12 protein-coding genes, 1 pseudogene and 1 other annotated feature are annotated in these 21,137 nt (G+C 44.9%); of the genes and pseudogenes, 5 read left to right on the top strand and 8 right to left on the bottom strand.

Annotated features, from left to right (window positions below):
* The 3 genes from thrC to thrA form a co-directional block, all read right to left on the bottom strand.
* Positions 1-1,152: threonine synthase (gene thrC / locus AB4232_RS08985; protein WP_372086958.1), on the bottom strand; the 1,152-nt coding region annotated here is incomplete at its 3' end.
* Positions 1,149-2,105 carry a homoserine kinase gene (thrB, locus tag AB4232_RS08980; RefSeq protein ID WP_009848413.1) on the bottom strand — a complete coding sequence of 319 codons (957 nt, stop codon included), beginning with the start codon at positions 2,103-2,105 and terminating at the stop codon, positions 1,149-1,151. The genes thrC and thrB, both read right to left, overlap by 4 nt.
* Positions 2,106-2,122: 17 nt before the next feature.
* The gene (gene thrA / locus AB4232_RS08975; protein ID WP_372086957.1) at positions 2,123-4,582 is read right to left on the bottom strand and encodes a bifunctional aspartate kinase/homoserine dehydrogenase I; all 2,460 of its coding nucleotides are present in this window, start codon (positions 4,580-4,582) and stop codon (positions 2,123-2,125) included.
* 29 nt (positions 4,583-4,611) lie between these two features.
* Positions 4,612-4,730 (bottom strand) — a sequence feature (Thr leader region).
* A 317-nt stretch (positions 4,731-5,047) separates the two neighbouring features.
* Here thrA and AB4232_RS08970 point away from each other — a divergent pair.
* Positions 5,048-5,524: a ribonuclease regulator gene (locus AB4232_RS08970; RefSeq protein WP_135382877.1), complete on the top strand. Its 477-nt coding sequence runs from the start codon at positions 5,048-5,050 to the stop codon at positions 5,522-5,524.
* 29 nt (positions 5,525-5,553) lie between these two features.
* Here the strand turns inward: AB4232_RS08970 and AB4232_RS08965 are convergent, their stop codons facing one another.
* Entirely contained in the window at positions 5,554-6,039 is a 486-nt protein-coding gene (locus AB4232_RS08965; RefSeq protein WP_017098326.1) for a putative 4-hydroxy-4-methyl-2-oxoglutarate aldolase, read from the bottom strand.
* A 576-nt stretch (positions 6,040-6,615) separates the two neighbouring features.
* Here AB4232_RS08965 and arcA point away from each other — a divergent pair.
* Positions 6,616-7,332, top strand: coding sequence for a two-component system response regulator ArcA (gene arcA / locus AB4232_RS08960; RefSeq protein ID WP_004741534.1), 717 nt, complete (start codon positions 6,616-6,618; stop codon positions 7,330-7,332).
* 187 nt (positions 7,333-7,519) lie between these two features.
* Here the strand turns inward: arcA and AB4232_RS08955 are convergent, their stop codons facing one another.
* The 4 genes from AB4232_RS08955 to AB4232_RS08940 form a co-directional block, all read right to left on the bottom strand.
* The gene (locus AB4232_RS08955; RefSeq protein WP_372086956.1) at positions 7,520-7,963 is read right to left on the bottom strand and encodes a hypothetical protein; all 444 of its coding nucleotides are present in this window, start codon (positions 7,961-7,963) and stop codon (positions 7,520-7,522) included.
* A gap of 7 nt (positions 7,964-7,970) precedes the next feature.
* Entirely contained in the window at positions 7,971-10,358 is a 2,388-nt protein-coding gene (arcB, locus tag AB4232_RS08950; RefSeq protein ID WP_135382878.1) for an aerobic respiration two-component sensor histidine kinase ArcB, read from the bottom strand.
* 230 nt (positions 10,359-10,588) lie between these two features.
* Positions 10,589-12,340 (bottom strand): diguanylate cyclase, encoded by a 1,752-nt coding sequence (locus AB4232_RS08945; RefSeq protein WP_012603234.1) that lies wholly within the window; start codon positions 12,338-12,340, stop codon positions 10,589-10,591.
* 92 nt (positions 12,341-12,432) lie between these two features.
* Positions 12,433-13,386 carry a TIGR01212 family radical SAM protein gene (locus AB4232_RS08940; protein WP_135382879.1) on the bottom strand — a complete coding sequence of 318 codons (954 nt, stop codon included), beginning with the start codon at positions 13,384-13,386 and terminating at the stop codon, positions 12,433-12,435.
* 529 nt (positions 13,387-13,915) lie between these two features.
* Here AB4232_RS08940 and gltB (AB4232_RS08935) point away from each other — a divergent pair.
* From gltB (AB4232_RS08935) to gltB (AB4232_RS08925), 3 genes and pseudogenes are all read left to right on the top strand, one after another.
* On the top strand, positions 13,916-18,463 hold the full coding sequence (gene gltB / locus AB4232_RS08935; protein WP_372086955.1) for a glutamate synthase large subunit: 4,548 nt from the start codon (positions 13,916-13,918) through the stop codon (positions 18,461-18,463).
* Complete coding sequence (locus AB4232_RS08930) at positions 18,463-19,932, top strand: glutamate synthase subunit beta (protein ID WP_004734985.1); 1,470 nt, start codon at positions 18,463-18,465, stop codon at positions 19,930-19,932. The genes gltB (AB4232_RS08935) and AB4232_RS08930 overlap by 1 nt, the downstream gene beginning before the upstream one ends.
* Positions 19,933-20,362: 430 nt before the next feature.
* Positions 20,363-21,137, top strand: a pseudogene (gene gltB, locus AB4232_RS08925) (glutamate synthase large subunit); the annotation flags it as partial.

Here is a 21,137-nt window from a genome sequence, read left to right as displayed (position 1 = left end):
AACCACTTCTTTGAATTTCGCAGGGTGTGCCGTACATAAGAACAGACCTGTCTCGTTCTCTTGCAGTTGCTCTTCCAATAGACGGTAAGCAATCGCACCATGAGGTTCACACAGGTAACCTTGAGCTTTTAGATCACGTACTGATTCAGCACTCTGCTCATCAGATACTTTACCTTTACCCAAAGTATCCAGTCCCCAACCTTTCAGTTGGCAAAGCTCTTCGATACGTGGCCAGTTGTTTGGTTGGCTCACGTCCATCGCGTTCGATGTTGTCGCAACCGTTGGTTTTGGATCCCATTGACCTGTTTCTAGGTAACGAGGAACCGTGTCGTTTTCGTTGGTTGCTGCAATGAAGCGTTTAACCGGTAAACCTAGCGCTTTCGCTAATAGGCCAGCAGTTAGGTTACCAAAGTTACCACTTGGTACAGAGATAACCAGATTTTCACGTTGCTCTTTGGTTAGCTGAGAAGCCGCCTCAAAGTAGTAACAGATCTGAGCCATCAAACGGCTGATGTTGATTGAGTTTGCTGAGTTCAAGCCAATCTCTTTGCGCAGTTCAGCATCATCAAACGCATCTTTTACTAGTGCCTGACACGCATCAAAATCGCCATCAATCGCGACAGTATGAATGTTCTTACCTAACGTACAGAATAGCTTTTCTTGCAGTGGGCTGATCTTGCCTTTCGGGTATAGGATAACAACATTGATGTTTTCCATGCCGTAGAATGCGTGTGCAACCGCAGCGCCAGTATCACCCGATGTTGCCGTTAAGATTGTGATTTGACCGCCATCAGAAACCGCAGCCAAAGATTGAGCCATAAAACGGCCACCGAAATCTTTAAATGCTAACGTTGGACCGTGAAACAGTTCAAGTGCGTAAACACCGTCTTTCACTTGGTTGATCGGTGCTGGGAATTGGAATGCCGCATCCACTAGTTGATCAATCTGTTCTTTTGGTAACTCATCACCAATTAGAGCAGAAAGAATCTTTGAACTACGAGGGACAAAGTCCTCTGCAAGTAGTGCATCGATGTCATCGAACTTAGGCAGCTCTGATGGGAAAAATAGACCTTGATTACGACCTAGACCTTGACGAACGGCTTGGCCAAAAGAGACTTGCTCATCGTTTTCTTTGATGTTGTACAGCTTCATAACTCACTTCCTGTAACGATCGAACCTTGTTTATCTAAGCGACAAACGTGGACGAATCCTTCTTCATTTTGTACGTAGTTTTGTTCTAACCAGCGTGCAACACGCTCGGCGACATCTTGTTCTTTGCAAATGCTAAATAGCGTAGGGCCACTACCAGAAATTCCAGTAGCTAATGCTCCTGCTGACGTTGCATATTTGCGTGCATCAGCAAACCCTGGAAGCAGTTTCTCACGATATGGTTCAGCAATCACGTCTTTGATCATCTTAGCGGCTAGCTCTGGCTGACCAGAGTGACAAGCATGAATAAAGCCAGCTAAATGACGACCATGGGCAATCACATCTTGACGGCGATACTGAGAAGGCAAGATCTCTCGCGCTTCAGCCGTCGAAACCTTGATGCCCGGGTAAGCCATTACCCAATACCAATCGTCAAAACATGGAACCTCTTGGCTAATGATACCAAGCTCTTCCAACATTAATTGCACACCACCAAGGTAACATGGCGCTACGTTATCGTAATGTATGCCACCTGAAATCTTACCTTCCATTTCACCCATCAGAGCAAGCAGTTCAGTTTCATTCAACGGTTGGCCATGAAAACGGTTCAAGGCATCAAGCGCCGCGACAATTGAACATGCACTCGACCCTAAACCAGAGCCGATAGGCATGTTCTTCTCTAGCGTCATCTCTAGAGACTTAACTGAGATACCTTTCTTGTCTAACTCGCGAGAGAACACAACCCAGCAGTCGTAGACAATATTTTCTTTGGTTTCAGTTGGCAGCTTAGAAACAAAGCTGCCTGCTGTTTTTAGCGAGAACGGTTCATCACCGGCTTTAACCATTACTCGGTCACCAAGCAATGTACCATCCACTGGAGACACAGCGGCCCCCAGCACATCAAACCCTACACTGACATTGCCGATTGATGCAGGAGCATAAACGACAACATCCATATCACTTGAACTCATTCCTAAACTCCTAATTTCCAACCAAGAGTACGCATCACATCAGAGAATACGCCTGCTGCTGTAACTTCAGTACCTGCACCGTAGCCACGTAGAACGAGTGGGATTGGCTGGTAGTAACGGCTGTAGAATGCCAGAGCGTTCTCGCCATCTTTAATCTTAAACATTGGGTCATCGCCATCAACAGCTGCGATACGAACCTTACATTTACCTTCAGCGATCTCACCCACATAACGAAGTACTTTGCCTTCTTCTGCTGCGATGGCTGACTGCTCTTTGAAGTATGCATCCGCTTCTGGCAAGCGAGCCATGAACTCGTCAACCGTACCTGAATCATCAAAACCCGGTGGCAATGCTTGGTCAACTTCAACATCTTCAAGCTCAAGTGCCATACCCGCTTCACGAGCAAGAATAAGCAGTTTACGCGCCACATCCATACCAGACAGATCATCACGAGGATCCGGTTCAGTGAAGCCGTTATCTTTAGCAATGTTGGTTGCTTGGCTGAGTGTCATACCCTCATCCAGCTTACCGAAAATGTAAGACAGTGAACCAGAAAGAATGCCGTTGAACTTCTCAAGCTCATCACCTGCAGAGATTAGGTTCTGTAAGTTTTCGATTACCGGTAGACCTGCGCCTACTGTTGTCTCGTACATCAACTTACGACGAGAGTTACGTGCCACTTCACGAAGCTGATGGTAGTAAGCCATGCTTGCCGTGTTGGCTTTTTTGTTTGGTGTTACAACATGGAAACCAGCCGCTAGGAAATCTGCGTATTGTCCTGCAATACCTTCGCTAGACGTACAATCAACCAACACAGGGTTGATGATGTGATTACGTTGAACAAGTGCCGCTAAACGCGCTAGGCTAAACTCTTCTGTCGCACTCGACATACGATCACGCCACTGTTCTAGCGGTAGACCATCGCTGTCTAGCAGCAAGCCTTTGCTGTTTGCTAAACCACATACGCGAATCACGATGCCTTTTTCAGCCAGTTTGCCTTGTTGACGTTGGATCTGGTCAACAAGCTCACCACCAACACCGCCAACACCGACAACGAAGACGTCAAGGAAGTGCTTAGAGTTAAATAGGTTTTCGTGACACGCTTTGATTGCTTCTGAGATTTTATCTTCCGGGATAACCGCAGAGATAGCGCGCTCTGAAGAGCCTTGAGCAATAGCGACGATGTTAACGTTCACTTCCGCTAAAGAAGAGAAGAACTGAGAAGCGACACCACGTGAAGTACGCATACCGTCACCCACCAGCGTCACAATCGCAACATCATCCATGAACTCAACAGGCTCTAATAGGCCATCTTTAAGTTCAAGTTCAAACGCGTCTGACAACACTTGCTTCGCTTTCACTTTGTCAGCCGATTCAATACAGAAGCTGATGCTGTACTCAGAAGAAGATTGAGTAATAAGGACAATAGAAACGCCTGCAGAAGACATCGCGCCGAATACACGACTCGCCATGCCTACCATGCCCTTCATTCCTGGGCCTGATACGTTAACCATCGTTAGGTCACTTAGCGTAGTGATACCTTTGATCGCCAGGTTATCTTCGCCAGTGTCTTGGCCAATCAAAGTGCCGGCACCCTGTGGGTTGAAGCTGTTTTTGATCAGGCATGGAATATGGAATTGTGCGATAGGTGCAATTGTTTTCGGGTGTAGAACAGAAGCACCGAAGTAAGAAAGCTCCATCGCTTCTTGGTAGCTGAGTGATTTAAGAAGACGGGCATCATCCACTAAGCGTGGGTCACAGTTGTAAACGCCATCGACGTCAGTCCAAATCTCACAGCAATCAGCACGTAGACATGCCGCTAGAACTGCAGCTGAGTAGTCAGAGCCGTTACGGCCAAGCGTTACTAACTCGCCTTTATCATTACCAGCAGTAAAGCCCGGCATGATATTTACGTGACCTTTAGGAAGCGGTGATTGGCGGAAGTTCTGAGTTGAAATGTCCACATCAACCATAGCTTCAAGATGATCACCTTGAGCATAGAGGTATTCCACAGGGTCAATCAGGCTTGCTGGTTGGCCTTTCGCTTCCAGCACCGCTTTCATTAACTGGATTGAAACTCGCTCACCTTTACTAATGATGCGAGCATTAACATGGTTCGGGCACATGCCCAGTAGGTTAATACCATTCACGAACTGCTTAAGTTGAGCAAGAGAGGTATCGACCTGCTCTTGAAACGCAGAGCCATCTACTGACGGCAATACCGCTTGAATCTCTGCAAACAGTGCAGAAAATGATGATTCGATCTCTGAAATCTGTGTGTCAGCTTCACCGTTTTTCAGTGCAGCTTCAATAACAGCGACCAACTTATTGGTTGTTTTTCCTGGAGCCGATAGTACAACGGCTAGCTCTTCTTGCTGGGCATTATTAGCGATGATATCAGCCGCTCGTAAAAAACGATCTGCATCAGCTAATGATGAACCTCCAAACTTTAAAACGCGCATCCCTTTCTCCATAAGTCATAAAAATGGTACAAAAAAAGGCCTGTATCTTGTTGGATACAGGCCTTTTTTTTAAAATCCGTTACTTAGCAGCCTGCCCCAACAATGTGAATGTCGGTAATAATAATGGTGGTGGTCATTACTAGGTGGCTTACATGCTGCATATCAAATTCTCTGCTTGTGCTTTACTCTACGTGTATCAATTTTTACTACTATGCGTCAATGAAAAGTTGCGTTTTTTTTACATTCACACCGTTTTTCAGAGCAAACCTTCATTTAAGAGATAAAACACCCTGCATCAACCTGCCATTCAGAGACTGGATTAACTCATCAAACAAACAGAAGTAATCAGTTGCATATATAGTCATAACAAAATGCTCTATCGATAGTACAGCGAACATACAAGTCCTGTGCTTTAATTGAACAATAACGTTCGAAAAACAATAATAATGACATCAGGAGTGGGAAATGAAGAGATTACTTATTCTTTTAGTCTTTGCTATGCCTGTTGTTTGTTCAGCTAACAGTTTACCGCTACTGAGCAGTTTGCCTTTGCTCCCAAGTCAAATCGATAGCTCTGACCATAAGTTTTTTATCTCCACGCAAAGTACATCGAGTGAAAGCTTTGATACTTGGACAGTAGACAGTGGTTATTCTTATAGCTTGTTTTCTGATGTGGATCTTTATGTCGGTACACGAATCAACACTGCTGCACTGAAATATGAGAGTGGATTCTTGAGTGGTGTTAGTTATCAGTTTTCCGAAAGAGTCTCTTTCAACAGCTCTCTACACACCTATAACAATGAAACAGAAGACAGTGATAAATCGGTAGCCGCAGAGCTTTCCAGCCGCGTGCAGCTAACCGACAATCTAGATATGCATGCCACCCTTGATTATGAAGAGTGGCAACAAGGTGTTGAGGTAGGATTAGGGTTTCGCTTCTAATCTATCCCACTTCTTTATTGATGAGCCCGTTAAGATTCAATCAACAATTCCGTTGAAATTAACACACCATTCCAATCGGCATAAATGTAATCACCGGGCTGAATCAGTTGATTGTGTATAGAGAGCGTCACATTCACTTGCCCAACACCGTGCTTCTCGGTTTTAAATGGAGAGGCTCCGAGAGCTTGAATACCAAGATCCATCTGCGCCATCATCGCAACATCACGCACCGCACCATTCACAATGACGCCTTCCCAACCATTTTCGATGGCTAGAATAGCCAATTGGTCGCCAAGTAACGCTTTTTGACACGAGCCATTACCGTCTACAACGAGTACTTTGCCGCAGCCATCGGTCTCTAAAACCTCACGAACCTTGGAATTATCGTGATAACAACGAACTGTTACAATTTTCCCCCAGAACGCACCACGCTGGCCGAAGTTCTGTAATGGCATATTCAGTAGCGTGACTTTGCTTTCAAACTCATCACATAAGTCAGGTGTTATATCGTGCATATATCCTCCGTGAGTAAGGCAAACCTATTAAGTCAGGTGAGCCTCTATGCTTTTATATATTATTAAAATTAATCCTTTGTTTTCATTGCTCTATGCCCAATTTAATACGAAATAAAAGTTGATTGAGCATATTTATCTACTAGACTCTAAGGATAGCTTTCAGCTTCCTTGGTTCATAGTCCGGTCTTTAGCAAGCAAGATGTGCGAAACATCTCGAATAATCATTCTTATTTTGGTGCTAAATAGTCACCATAACATTGGTTAAGTTGTAGCCATACTATTAAAGTTTGTTGCGATACGGCAATTGATGTAAATCAACAAAGTGAATGGAATTAACATTCTCGCGTTGTTAGCATGCTGTTAACATTATAGAATCCTCTTAAATCACTAAAAGAATGATTGAAAGGCGTACTGGATCTACGTTATTGGGCAATACTTCAAGGAAGGCAGATAGCTGGAAGTAAGTGTTTTTTTGAAAACTTTAAGTTATCATCAAAAATACATTACCTGTATGTTATGTTTTGCCTAGAATTTATTCTATTAGCACAGTTTCGTCACAAATTTAGGTACCGCCAAATGCAAACCCCGCAGATTCTTATCGTTGAAGATGAGCAAGTAACTCGTAACACTCTAAAGAGTATTTTTGAAGCAGAGGGATATGCTGTTTTTGAGGCTAGCGACGGTGAAGAGATGCACCAAGTGCTATCTGACAACCAAGTTAACCTTGTAATTATGGACATCAACCTTCCAGGTAAGAATGGCCTACTACTTGCGCGTGAACTGCGTGAGCAAGCAAATGTAGCGCTTATGTTCTTAACTGGTCGTGATAATGAAGTTGATAAGATCCTTGGCCTAGAGATCGGCGCAGATGACTACATCACAAAGCCTTTCAACCCTCGTGAGCTGACTATCCGTGCACGCAACCTTCTTAACCGTTCAATGAGCACAAGCTCTGTTCAAGAAGAAAAGCGTAGCGTTGAGAAGTACGAGTTCAATGGTTGGGTACTAGATATCAACAGTCGTTCTCTGGTTAGCCCAGATGGCGAAGGCTACAAGCTACCTCGTTCAGAGTTCCGTGCTCTACTTCACTTCTGTGAGAACCCAGGTAAGATCCAAACACGTGCAGACCTTCTTAAGAAGATGACTGGCCGTGAGCTTAAGCCACACGATCGTACTGTAGACGTAACAATCCGTCGTATTCGTAAGCACTTTGAATCTGTTTCTGGTACGCCAGAAATCATCGCGACGATTCACGGTGAAGGCTACCGCTTTTGTGGTGACCTAGAAGACTAATTCGATTCGCGCTTCTGGCCGTTTAGTTCTTGCCGTCGATTAGTACTTCTAAACCGATAGCACTTCTAACCAGTCAGCACTTATAAACAGTTAGTACTTCTAGCAATCGAAGCGTGAACAATCGTTATTAAAAAGGGAGAATGCCAACGCATTCTCCCTTTTTTATTGTTCATTGTTCGTTAAGGTTTTAGTAAACCGTATCTACCTTAACGTCTTTCTCGACTAACCACTTCACGGTTTCGCCATCTTTGAGTTCAATCGCAACATCAACAGGCTTATCACTGTCGATCTCTAACTGCCATACAAAAGCAACTTCCCACTGCGTTTCACTGTGTGTTCTTAAATCTAGATCGTCAGCTGTTACCAACAAGGTATCTGCACCCTGTTTAACCGTCACACTCTCAACCGCAAGTGTTGCTGGTAATTGTGAGTCAGATTCTAGGTAGATAGCACCATGTAGAGTCTTGTCTTGAGCCTCCCCAATCGTAGGCATTTTGTTGTACCACAGGTTGCTTTTCATTGTGACTGTCGCTGCAGATACTTCTACTTGATTGTCTTGCTGCCATTCGACTTGTGGTGCAGAACAACCCGCTAATGCCACAACGCATGCGGCGAATGCTAATTTTTTCATTATTCTTCTACCTTTGATTTAACCAACTCTTTAAGACTTCAATATCATTTTGGTATTCGTTATTTATTTCATCAACCCAATCTGAAATGTTCTCCCACCACGCAGGCATATCTGGAGATTGAGCTTTCTGAGCAACTTGCTGTATGCGTTTCAGGCCAATGGAACCTGCTGCACCTTTAATCTTGTGTGCCTCAGAAACGATACTGTCTTGATCTTTCGCAACCATATTGGAATTCAATATTTCCATATATTCCGGCATCATATCTTCAAACATCACGATGCTATCCAAAACAGGTTTCGACCCGACAATGTCAACATAAGACTCTAGCATATCAATATCAAGCAAAGTGGTATCAATCGTTGAAAGAGCCGGCTTACTCGCTGTTACTTTCTCAACACCTGCTACTTTTTCAACATCCTTTACTGTATCAATACCCTCGGCTTTCTCAATAACCTCTGGGGCATCCTCAATCAACTCGCTGATGACATCCTGGATTGCACGAACCGACAGTGGTTTACTGATCGCTTCATCCATACCTTTCTGGAAATACTCTTGCTTATTGTTTAGTACATTCGCGGTTAATGCCACCAAAGGCGGCAATTGGCTATATTTCTCGCGGTAGTATTGGGCAATGTCGAAACCAGTCATATCTGGTAACTGGATATCCAGTAATACCAAATCATAATCTTTTGGGTTGAAAACGATTTGTGCCTCTTTACCCGTCATTACGACTGTCACTTCATGCCCAAGGCTTTCAAGTAAAGAACGAGCTACTGTGATATTGAGCTCAATGTCTTCGACCATGAAAATCTTAAGGTTGGACTGCTTTCTTGGCGTTTTGATCAGAGCCTGAGTATCGTGATTAACTGGAACTCGAATCGAAACCGTAAAGGTACTACCAAAGCCCTCTTCACTGGTGACTTCAATGTGACCATCCATCATATTGATCAACTGTTGAGACACGGCAAGACCAATACCAGTACCGACAGCGTGTAGATTGTCTGTTCCCGACTTCACCTGGTAGTACATCGCGAAGATCTTCTCGATTTCACTTTCAGGAATACCAATCCCGGTGTCTTCTACTTCCATCGTGATGTTAGCAAAGTCGCCATCAATTTCAGCGCTGACTGTCATCACCACACCACCATCTTTGGTGAACTTCATGGCATTACTAACAAGGTTCCACAACACCTGTCTAAGACGAGTACCATCCACTTCGACCGCAGCAGGAAGATCCGATAACCTTTCAAGATCAAACCTTAACCCTTTTTGCTCTGCCATTAACGCAGAAATACTCTCGATCTCGACAACGAAATCTTCAAAGTTGAGCGGAGTTGGGAATAACTCAAGTTTACGACGATCAAATTTGTCCATATCGATAATATCGTTAAAGATATTACCCAATGTCACCGCGCTCACCTTGATGGTTTGCATCTGCTTGCGCTGCTCGGTCGTCAGTTGGCTATCCAACAACATACGACTTAAGCCGATGATGCCATTGAGCGGCGTTCTTAACTCGTGGCTAATGGTTGAAATAAAGGTGGTCTTATCGCGACTGGCTTTCTCCAGTGACTCTTGGTGCTCTTTACGCTCGGTAATATCACGGCCAAAACCGACCAAGCCCAAGTGACGACCTTCTTTACTGTAGAAAGGCACCTTACGCAGTTCGAAGTAGCTCTTACGACCATCAGGGTATTCCAACCATTGGTCATAAGTCAGTGCTTGGTTGTCAGCAAATACCTTCTTATCGGTTTCAACAACTTGTTGAGCGATCTCTTTGCTATAAACATCCCAAGGCGTCAAACCGACTAGCTCTTTTTCTGTTTTGCCCGTGAGTTCTTCAACCGCTCGGTTGCAACCTGAAAACACCCCATCTTCATTGCGATAATAAATGAGGTCAGGCGAGGCATCGATAAACGAGCGCAACAGTGCTGTTCGTTCTGCTAATTCAAGCTGAGTTCGCTCACGCTGAAACACTTCGTTCTCAAGGTCATGCATTGCTTCTGCACGCGCTTCTTCTGCTTTTTCACGATCTTCAATTTCTTGGTTGAGCTTTTCGATATTGAGTTGCAGTTTATTGTTGAGTTCTTGATCTCGCTCTCGCATGTCACCCAACTTAGAGACCAGTTTAGCCAACCTTTGGCGAGACTCTTCCAGTTGATCGACCACGACTGAGAGAAAATAGACCGCCCAAGGTGTGATCACTAAACCGAAGAAAACCGAACGGACAATGTCGATATCATCAACATTACCTTTGAGTGCGAGGGTGATACCGACTTGTACAACAACAGCAAGGGCAACAAGCGCTAGGGCGAGTAAGATAGAAAAGCGGACAATCCCCAATTTTACGAGCAGATCCACGTAATACTGGGCAAGATTTTTCATGGGTTTCATTTAGCGCTCCACGCGATAAGACTAGCAACATTCTACCTTGTTTGAAGAAAGTAGGTAAGCTAGCTACATCACACGCAGCAAGAGATTAGCGGTAATATCGAAGGTTAATCAACCAATATTAATACTAACCAAGCAATATCAATACTAGCCAAGACACATAAATATTAGCCAAGTAATATAAATGCTAAACAAGAAAAAGATGGAGTCACTAAGTTACCCATTCTATAAAGTTAGTGAATAGAGTATGGATGCACTATCGAACGATTTCGACCATCAGATTTCGCTTGATACAACGCACTGTCAGCCAAGGCAACAGCAGACTCCATTTCGTCATCAGGTGTTGGTATATAAGAGACAATACCAATACTCACCGTGATGGAGTCTGACACTGTCGACTTCTCATGAGCTAATCCTAGTTTTTGCACTTCATCATGAATTCGACGAGCGACCATAAGCGCACCTTCTGTGGTTGTGTTTGGGAGAATAAAGCCAAACTCTTCACCACCGTATCGAGCCACGCAATCCGAAGAGCGATTCAACACCTGCTTAAAGGCTTGTGAAACCTGAATCAAAGCATCGTCACCTTGTTGGTGTCCATAGAAATCGTTATAGCCTTTAAAGAAGTCGATGTCACACAGCATAATCGTCAACGGCAATTTCTCACGCACATGATGATGCCACAATGTAGACAGCTGCTCATCGAAGCGACGTCGATTGGATACCTGAGTTAAACTATCCATAAAACTGAGGCGCTCAAGCTCTAAATTGGCTTCTTCAAGTTTCTGCTCGGCGAGGTAACGTTCTGTGATATCACGTGCCATGATCAGTACACCATTGGTACTCGATGCAGGGTCTCTAAAAGGCGACTTCACTACATCATACCAAGTAAACTCTCCATCACTTGAAACCAGTTTGTCGATGTAACGCAACGAGTTACCTTGATGAAGCACTTGATGATCACTCTCTGATACGCGCATATAAATGCTATTTGGTACTACGTCTTGTAGACGTTTACCCACTAAATCACTGACTTCAGAAATACCCAACGCTGCCACAAATGGCTTATTACACGCCTGGTAAACCATGTTTTCGTTGAAGATACCAATCGAGTCAGGGCTCGCTTCCAAGATGTTTTGTAAAATGGTGTCACGTTGTGCAAGTGCAACTTCAGTATCTTTACGCTTTTCCATTTCCCCACGCAGTTGTTGCTGCATGTCATGCCAATCCGTCACATCGTGACTTATCGAGAGCGTACCTATGGTTTCCCCACTTTGCGAGAGCAAAACACTTTGATAGGTTTCAAGGAGACACCCCTTACCATCTTGGTCTGTGGTCCATGAGCGCTCACTGACACGACCTTTTAAGGCACCACTAGACACACTTAAAGTGCCCTCTTCAGGGCGACCATGCCAAAACTTTTTAAACGCACGATTACTCGCGACCAATTCACCCTTTTGATCGATGACATAGACCAACTCAGATAAAGAATCCAAAGCGGTACGAGCAACATTGAGATCACGAACCTCTTGGGAAATCTCTTCGTTGGTACTTTTATAAGGGGAAGCATGTATCATCCAAGCCTTTCTACTTCTAAAGTGGATCTTACGACCCACCAAGTTGATCTTAAAAGATTCAAATTCAGAAAGAACCCAGGACGAGAGATACTCAAACGTTCGAGAGTTGATGTGATCAGTGAGGTAATGACGAAAACTATTCTCAGCTTCCACTGTTGGAAAACGAAAGTGAGTACCGATTTGGCGGATACCAAGCAACTGCATGGCTTGGCGATTGGCGTACAAGATCTCGCCACTTCGGATGTCAACAAAATAAAGAGGTGAAGGCGTAGCGAGAAGAAGCTGTTCAATATATGACTGGTAACGTAAATAAATATGCCAGCAGATGAGACCTATCAGCAATAGAACAACGATATATATACCGTAGCCATACGCCCTATCCCATAACCAAGTCATTACCAGTTCCATCTGCTCTCAATCTATACTTATAAATTCTGTGAGGGAAATGTTACCACTATTTGTTGGTTTTATCTGCTGTTACCTACAGTCACCCATTCCTATCAATTGGTCGCGTTTAAAACAGGTTGCGTGTACTCGAATGCAAAGCCTGTTTTAATGCCTTGTGCGCCGGTTTTATCAAGCGAACGACCAATCTCAGTCATCGCCAACCAGCGGTTCTCACACCATAAAGGGGAGAGTAGTGTCGGGCGTCTCGCCGCAGAAGATACACGATGATAAACCACGTCCGCTGGTGTGCGTTGAATGATCTCACTCGCGATATCAATGTACTCCTCAAGGCTTGGTGCTTCTAGCTTTCCTGCCTTCCAGGCTTTAGCCATGGTACTGCCTTCAACAATATGAAGCCCGTGAAGCTTGATACCATCAGTGCCAGCCGCTAATACCTTATCTAGAGTTTCAAGGTTATCCGCTTTGGTTTCTTTGGGCAGGCCGACAATCAGGTGAGTACATACCTTGATTCCTAAAGCACGTGCGCGCTGGGTGATCGTTTCATACACAGTGAAATCGTGTCCGCGGTTAATTCGCTTGAGGGTTTTATCATTGGCTGTTTGCAGGCCGAGCTCTAGCCAAATTTCGTAACCTTGCTTAGCGTACTCCGCGAGCAGATCGAGTACCGCATCAGGCACGCAGTCTGGTCTCGTGCCAACACAAAGGCCAACAATCTCTGCTCCGGGTGCTTTTAGAGCCTCTTCATACATATTCTTGAGTACCTGTACCTCAGCGTAAGTACTGGTGTACGCCTGAAAATAAGCAAGATACTTCTTGGCACGAGCGATTTCACCCGCACGATCTGTTAATTGATCAGCAATACTTTGAACTTGAGTTTGTTCATCGGCAAAAGAAGCTACGTTGCAGAAGGTACAACCGCCACGGCCAATTGTCCCGTCTCGGTTTGGGCAACTAAACCCACCGTGAAGTGTCAGCTTGTGAACCTTCTCGCCATAACGACGTTGGAGATCTTGGCCGATAGTATTAACTAACTCGTGTAATTGCATATTTTCAAAGCACTCAAGTAAATAAGAATGAATATCAGTCTTTTTTGAAAAAAAATTACATCCCTGCAAAATTCGACCAATTAGTTTACGCAAGGATTTTTGCGAGCAACCTATCAAATATCAATAAACATGCAAAAAATAAGCTCTATTTGCCTAATGTTGCACATTTGTTAGGCATTAAATTCAAAACAAAACGAAAAAAATGGTCTACATCGGTTAACTTTAATTGCAATTCGCCTAGACAAAATTGTAGGATACTTACACATATTGGCTATTTCTGAGTGTTTACTTACATCGAAAACTTGCCAATAAGTCGGTGATGTCCATACCCCACCTATATAAACCACTAGTTTGTGGTCAAAAACAAACGGATATCACTAAGGATTGTTTTTCTCGCAATACTTTTCCTGCGAGATACGGAAAGGATTCAAACCGCCAGCATAGGCAGGTTTAGACCCATAAATATAAAAGGACAAGGCTAACTTTATACAAAGAAGTTGCGCCTAGATTTAACTGGAAGGATGTATCTATGGTAGATCAAGAGCAGAACTCACAGGGTCTGTATACTCCTGAATTGGAGCATGACGCTTGTGGTATCGGTTTTGTTGCTCATCTTAAGAATCGCAAATCTCATGATGTAGTAACTCAAGCACTCGATATGCTTGCACGTATGGAACACCGTGGCGGCCAAGGCTGTGATCCGTGTTCTGGTGATGGTGCAGGTATCCTGCTACAGAAGCCACACGAATTCTTACTAGAAGAAGCCGTAAAGCTTGGAATTAAACTGCCATCTTTTGAAAAATATGGTGTTGGTGTTGTACTTTTCCCTAAGGATGAATACAAACGTGCACAGTGTCGTGACATTCTAGAACGCAATGCACAGCGCCTTGAGTTAGAAGTTATCGGTTACCGTGAACTTCCAACTGACAATTCAATGATTGGTGCTGACCCACTAAGCACTGAACCTCAATTTGAACACGTATTTATTTCTGGCGGCCCTGGTATCACACCAGAAGAGCTTGAGCGTAAACTGTATGTTCTACGTAACTACACTGTTCGTGTATGCCTAGAAAGCGTGTCAAACATCGGTGACGACTTCTACATCAACTCTATGTCTTACAAGACATTGGTGTACAAAGGTCAGCTAACAACAGAACAAGTTCCTCAGTACTTCCTAGACCTGCAAAACCCAACCATGGTGACAGCTCTAGCACTGGTACACTCTCGCTTCTCTACCAATACATTCCCTCGTTGGCGTCTGGCTCAGCCTTTCCGTTACATCGCGCATAATGGCGAAATCAATACGGTTCGCGGCAATCTAAACTGGATGAAAGCACGTGAAGCAATCCTAGAGTCGGATCTGTTTACACAAGCTGAAATCGACATGCTGCTTCCTATCTGTCAGGAAGGCAGCTCGGATTCATCAAACTTCGATATGGCACTTGAGCTACTTGTTCTTTCAGGTCGTACTCTGCCACACGCATTAATGATGATGATCCCTGAAGCATGGCAAGAAAACAAAAACATGGATCCAACTCGTCGTGCGTTCTACCAGTACCACGCGAACGTAATGGAACCATGGGATGGCCCGGCATCAGTATGTTTCACCGATGGTGTTCAAGTCGGTGCAACGCTTGACCGTAATGGTCTGCGCCCTTCTCGCTACACAGTGACAAAAGACGACTTCCTAGTGATGGCGTCTGAATCTGGCGTAGTTGAAATCGCACCAGAAAACGTTGAATACCGTGGTCGTCTACAGCCTGGTCGTATCTTCGTTGCTGACCTTGAGCAAGGCCGCATCATTTCTGACGAAGAAGTGAAAGACGGTATTGCTAAAGCACAACCCTACGAAAAATGGGTTGAAGAGAACCTTCTGAGCTTGAAAAAGCTACCGGATGCGAACAACGAATTTAACCAACCTTCTCCAGAAAAGTTGCTTCATAAACAACAATCGTTTGGTGTGAGCTCTGAAGAAGTAAACGAAATCATTCTACCTCTTGCGAAAACAGGCTACGAGCCACTTTCTGCAATGGGCGCTGACTGGCCGCTAGCGATTCTTTCTCATCAATCGCAGCACCTTTCAAACTACTTCAAGCAATTATTTGCACAAGTAACAAACCCGCCAATCGATCCGATTCGTGAGCGTATGGTTATGTCTCTGAACACTTACCTAGGTAAGGATCAGAACCTACTTGCTGAAACGCCTGAACACTGTCAAAAAGTAGAACTTGAGTCTCCAGTTCTGTCTAACTCTGAGTTAGAGAAGCTACGTGCAATCGATAACGAGCACCTTCAAGCGAAGACGCTGGATATCGTATTCCAAGCAAACGGAGACAACGGTAAGTTAGAGCGCGCACTTAAGCGTATCTGCCAATACGCAGAAGACGCTGTGATTGATGGCTACTCTATCATCCTACTGACAGACCGTGCGGTTAACTCTACCCACGCCGCTATTCCAGCAATGCTGGCAGTTGGCGCGGTTCACCACCATCTTATCCGTAAAGGTCTAAGAGCTAAGTGTGACATTGTTGTTGAAACAGGCGATGCTCGCGAGACACACCACTTTGCAACGCTAATCGGCTACGGTGCGAATGCAGTTAACCCATACCTAGTTATTGAAACGATTGTTGAACTGCAACGTACGAAGAAGCTAGATCCAAACGTACACCCACGTGAGTTATTCGATAACTACCGTAAAGGTGTCAACGGCGGTCTACTGAAGATCTTCTCTAAGATGGGGATCTCTACGCTACAGTCTTACCACGGTGCGCAAATCTTTGAAGCACTTGGTGTAAGCAAGTCAGTGGTTGAAAAATACTTCACAGGTACTGTTTCTCGTATCCAAGGTCTAACGATCGACGATATCGCACGAGAAGTATTAGTTCGTCACCGTGTCGGTTACCCTGCTCGTGAAATTCCAGCTCAAGTTCTTGATGTTGGCGGTGTTTACCAGTGGAAACAACGTGGTGAGAAGCACTTATTCAACCCAGAAACCATTTCTCTACTTCAAGAATCGACGCGTAACAAAGATTACGGTCAATTCAAGAAGTACGCGAACGCCGTTGATGCTCAAGGCGACAACGCAGCAACACTACGTAGCCAACTTGATTTCATCAAGAACCCAGCAGGCTCAATTCCTCTAGCGGAAGTAGAACCTATTGAGAAAATCCTTAAGCGTTTCGCAACAGGCGCAATGAGCTTCGGTTCAATCTCGCATGAGGCTCACTCAACACTGGCTGTCGCGATGAACCGCATTGGCGCGAAATCAAACTCAGGCGAAGGTGGTGAAGATCCAGCACGTTTCGAGCGTAAAGAAAATGGCGACTGGGAACGTTCAGCAATCAAACAGGTGGCTTCTGGTCGCTTTGGTGTAACGTCTTACTACCTATCTAACGCTGATGAGCTGCAAATCAAGATGGCTCAAGGTGCGAAACCTGGCGAAGGTGGTCAGCTACCTGGTGATAAGGTTGATGACTGGATCGGCGCAACGCGTCACTCGACTCCGGGCGTAGGTCTTATCTCCCCTCCGCCGCACCACGATATCTACTCAATCGAAGATTTGGCTCAGCTGATCTACGATCTGAAAAACGCGAACCGTAACGGCCGTGTCAACGTGAAGCTAGTATCGGAAGCAGGCGTAGGTACGATTGCATCTGGTGTAGCGAAAGCGAAAGCTGACGTGGTACTTATCGCAGGTTTTGATGGTGGTACGGGTGCATCTCCGATGTCTTCTATCCGTCACACCGGTCTGCCTTGGGAATTAGGTCTAGCGGAAACGCACCAGACACTGCTGAAAAACGGCCTACGTAACCGTATCGTTGTTCAGTCTGATGGTCAGATGAAAACACCACGTGACCTTGCAGTCGCAACGTTACTTGGCGCTGAAGAATGGGGCGTAGCAACAGCAGCACTTGTTGTTGAAGGCTGTATCATGATGCGTAAGTGTCACAAGAATACATGTCCTGTTGGTATCGCAACACAGAACAAAACTCTTCGTGAGCGTTTCGACGGCCGCGTAGAAGACGTAGTAACGTTCTTCCAATACATGGCTGAAGGTCTACGTGAAGTAATGGCTGAACTTGGCTTCCGCTCTATCGATGAGATGGTTGGTCAATCGCACAAACTTAAAGTTCGTGATGACATCGGTCACTGGAAGTACAAGAACCTAGATCTAACACCTGTACTGCACATTGAGCAGGCTCGTGCAGAAGATGGTATCTACAACCAGACAACACAGAATCATAATCTTGAAGACGTTCTAGACCGTAAGTTGATTCAGGCTGCAATCCCAGCGCTTGAGAAAGGTGAAGCGGTTACCGCTCAGTTCCCTATCATCAACACGGACCGTTCAGCAGGCACGATGCTGTCGAACGAAATCTCGAAGGTTTACAAAGACCAAGGTTTACCACAGACAATGAACGTTAAGTTCCACGGTAGTGCTGGTCAATCTTTCGGTGCGTTCCTTGCGAAAGGCGTTAAGTTCGAAGTAGAAGGCGACGCGAACGATTACTGGGGTAAAGGTCTGTCTGGCGGTACGTTGGTACTGTATCCAGATGCAAGATCTACTATCGTTGCTGAAGATAACATCGTGGTGGGTAACGTATGTTTCTACGGTGCAACCTCTGGTGAGTCTTTCATTCGCGGTATGGCTGGCGAACGTTTCTGTGTTCGTAACTCTGGCGCGAAGGTTGTTGTTGAGGGTGTTGGTGACCACGGTTGTGAATACATGACTGGCGGCGCGGCAATTATCCTTGGTTCAACGGGTCGTAACTTTGCTGCAGGTATGAGTGGCGGTGTCGCTTATGTTTGGGATAAAGCAGGTGACTTCGAGACCAAGCTCAACGCAGAACTTGTAGACCTAGATCCAATTGAACAAGAAGATAAAGATCTTCTACTAGATATGCTAACTAAGCATGTTGAATTCACAGGAAGTGAAGTTGCTCAGTCTTTCCTAGACAACTTTGAAGCAAGTGTTGCATCGCTAGTTAAAGTAATGCCACGCGACTACAAAGCGGTTCTTCAAAAGCGTAAAGCTGAAGCACAACAGGCACAAACGGAAGAAGTGGAGGCAGTATAATGGGTAAGCCTACTGGATTTTTAGAACACGGTCGTGAGCTTCCAAAGAAGCTCGACCCGTCAGTTCGAATTGAAGACAACAAAGAGTTCGTACTTAACGAAGAGTTTGGTGAAAAGATCAATACTCAAGCATCTCGTTGTATGGACTGTGGCGTACCTTTCTGTCACAACGGCTGTCCGATTGGTAACATCATCCCAGAATTCAATGACGCTGTTTATCGCGACAGCTGGGAAGAGGCTTGGAACATTCTTAGCTCTACCAATAACTTCCCTGAGTTTACAGGTCGTGTTTGTCCTGCTCCTTGTGAGAGTGCCTGTGTTCTTGGCATCAACCAAGACCCAATCACTATCTGTAATATCGAGAAAACGATTGTAGAAACTGCGTACCGTGAAGGGTACGCAAAGCCTAAAACACCACGCTCTCGCACAGGTAAAACTGTCGCAGTTATCGGTTCAGGCCCTGCAGGCTTAGCCGCAGCTGAGCAGCTAAACAGTGCCGGTCACTCGGTAACGGTATTTGAACGTGACGAGAAAGTGGGTGGTCTACTTCGCTTCGGTATCCCAGATTTCAAACTGGGTATGGACGTAATTGATCGTAAGATCAACCTAATGGCTGAAGCTGGCGTTGAATTTAAAGTTAACCAACACATCGGTGTTGATGTTAATGCTCAACAGTTACGCCAAGAGTTTGATGTGGTATTGCTAACGGGTGGTTCTACGGTTCCACGCGACTTACCAATCCCAGGTCGTGAGCTTAAAGGCGTTCATTTTGCCATGGAATTCCTTGGTCAAAATAATCGCCGTGCCAACGACTTAGATCTTAAGACAGAAGAGCTTCACGCTAAAGATAAACACATTGTGGTTATCGGTGGTGGTGATACAGGCTCTGACTGTGTAGGCACATCAAACCGTCATAAAGCAGCAAGCATTACTCAGGTTGAGATCATGCCGATCCCACCAGAGAAACGCCCTGCAAATATGCCTTGGCCTCAATACCCAATGATCATGAAAACCACCACTTCTCACGAAGAAGGTTGTGAACGTCATTGGAACATCTTAACCAAAGAGTTCATTAGCGACGATCAAGGTCAAGTAACGGGTCTACGTATCGCTGACATCGTTTGGCAAGACGCAAAACCAGGCGAACGTCCAGGTTTTGATGAAGTAGCGAACTCTGAACGTGTTATTCCATGTGACATGGCATTCCTTGCAATGGGCTTCTTACACCCAGAGCCTACAGGCGTGCTTGCTCAACTAGACATTAAACTGGACGAGCGCGGTAACGTCGCTTCTGAAGGTTTTGCGACGAACCAGAAAGGCGTTTTCGCTGCTGGTGATATGCGTACTGGTCAGTCTCTGGTTGTACGTTGTATTAATGAAGGTCGTGAATGTGCAATTGCCATTGATGACTTCTTAATGGGTAACTCAAACTTAGAAGCGAAAGCTGATTCACTCATGCTTTCCGCATAATATTTCTCGGGCTAACGTCGATGACGTTAGCCTAGAGGAAAAGCAACACCCTTCCTAACTTTTATGTTTGGCTAGCACTCGATGCTAGCCTTTTTTCTATCTACCTTACGGCTCCTGGGACATTCCCTTCGTTGCACATGTTAAATCCCATTAACATCTACCTTTTATATCCCTTTGATATCATTCTACTATTTTAGATTATTACGTGGTTAATCGCGTTTACGCATGATAATTAACCATGAACTTGACCTTAAACACAATTAGCTATACGTTGTAAAGCTGGTGAAAATAAAACCAATCGGTTTTGTTAACACAACCAATAACGTTTTAACTAGTTAAAGACAAACTATAAGCTTATAAAAAATAACAAGTATATGAATAGTTAGTCATTTACTGTCTGGATGACAGAGAAGCAAAAGGGAGAATTGCAATGGCTCTATATGATCCTAGTCTTGAAAAAGACAACTGTGGATTTGGTTTAATAGCGCAAATGGAAGGCCAACCGAGTCATAAGTTGGTACGAACTGCTATTTCAGCCCTCGATCGCATGACACACCGTGGTGGTATTGCTGCGGATGGTAAAACAGGAGATGGCTGTGGCTTATTGCTACAGAAGCCAGACTCTTATCTCAGAATTATTGCAGAAGAGAATAACTTCAAGCTCGGCAAGCAATACGCTGTCGGCATGATTTTCTTCAGCCAAGACCCAATCAAAGCGCAATCCGCGCAAGACATCGTCAATAAAGAACTCGCTCAAGAAACGTTAACCGTTGCAGGTTGGCGTGTCGTGCCGACCAACACCGACGTATTAGGTCCAATCGCAAAAGATTCCGTTCCTAATATTCAGCAAGTGTTTATCTCAGCACCTGCTGGGTGGCGTGAACGCGATATTGAACGACGACTTTATATCGCTCGTCGTCGAATTGAAAAGCAGATCACCGAAGACAAAGATTTCTATATTTGTAGCCTTTCGACACAAGTCATGGTTTACAAAGGCTTGTGTATGCCGGCCGATCTTCCGCGATTTTACCTCGATCTTGCTGACTTACGTATGGAATCGGCGATATGCCTGTTCCACCAGCGCTTCTCAACCAATACTCAGCCGCGTTGGCCACTGGCTCAGCCATTCCGCTATTTGGCGCACAATGGTGAGATCAATACCATCGAAGGTAACCGTCAGTGGGCTAAAGCTCGTGCCTATAAAT

It is taken from the genome of Vibrio sp. 10N.286.46.A8, assembly GCF_041470165.1.
GTDB classification, from domain to species: Bacteria; Pseudomonadota; Gammaproteobacteria; order Enterobacterales; family Vibrionaceae; genus Vibrio; species Vibrio tasmaniensis_A.
This window is presented reverse-complemented; position numbering and strand designations above follow the sequence as displayed.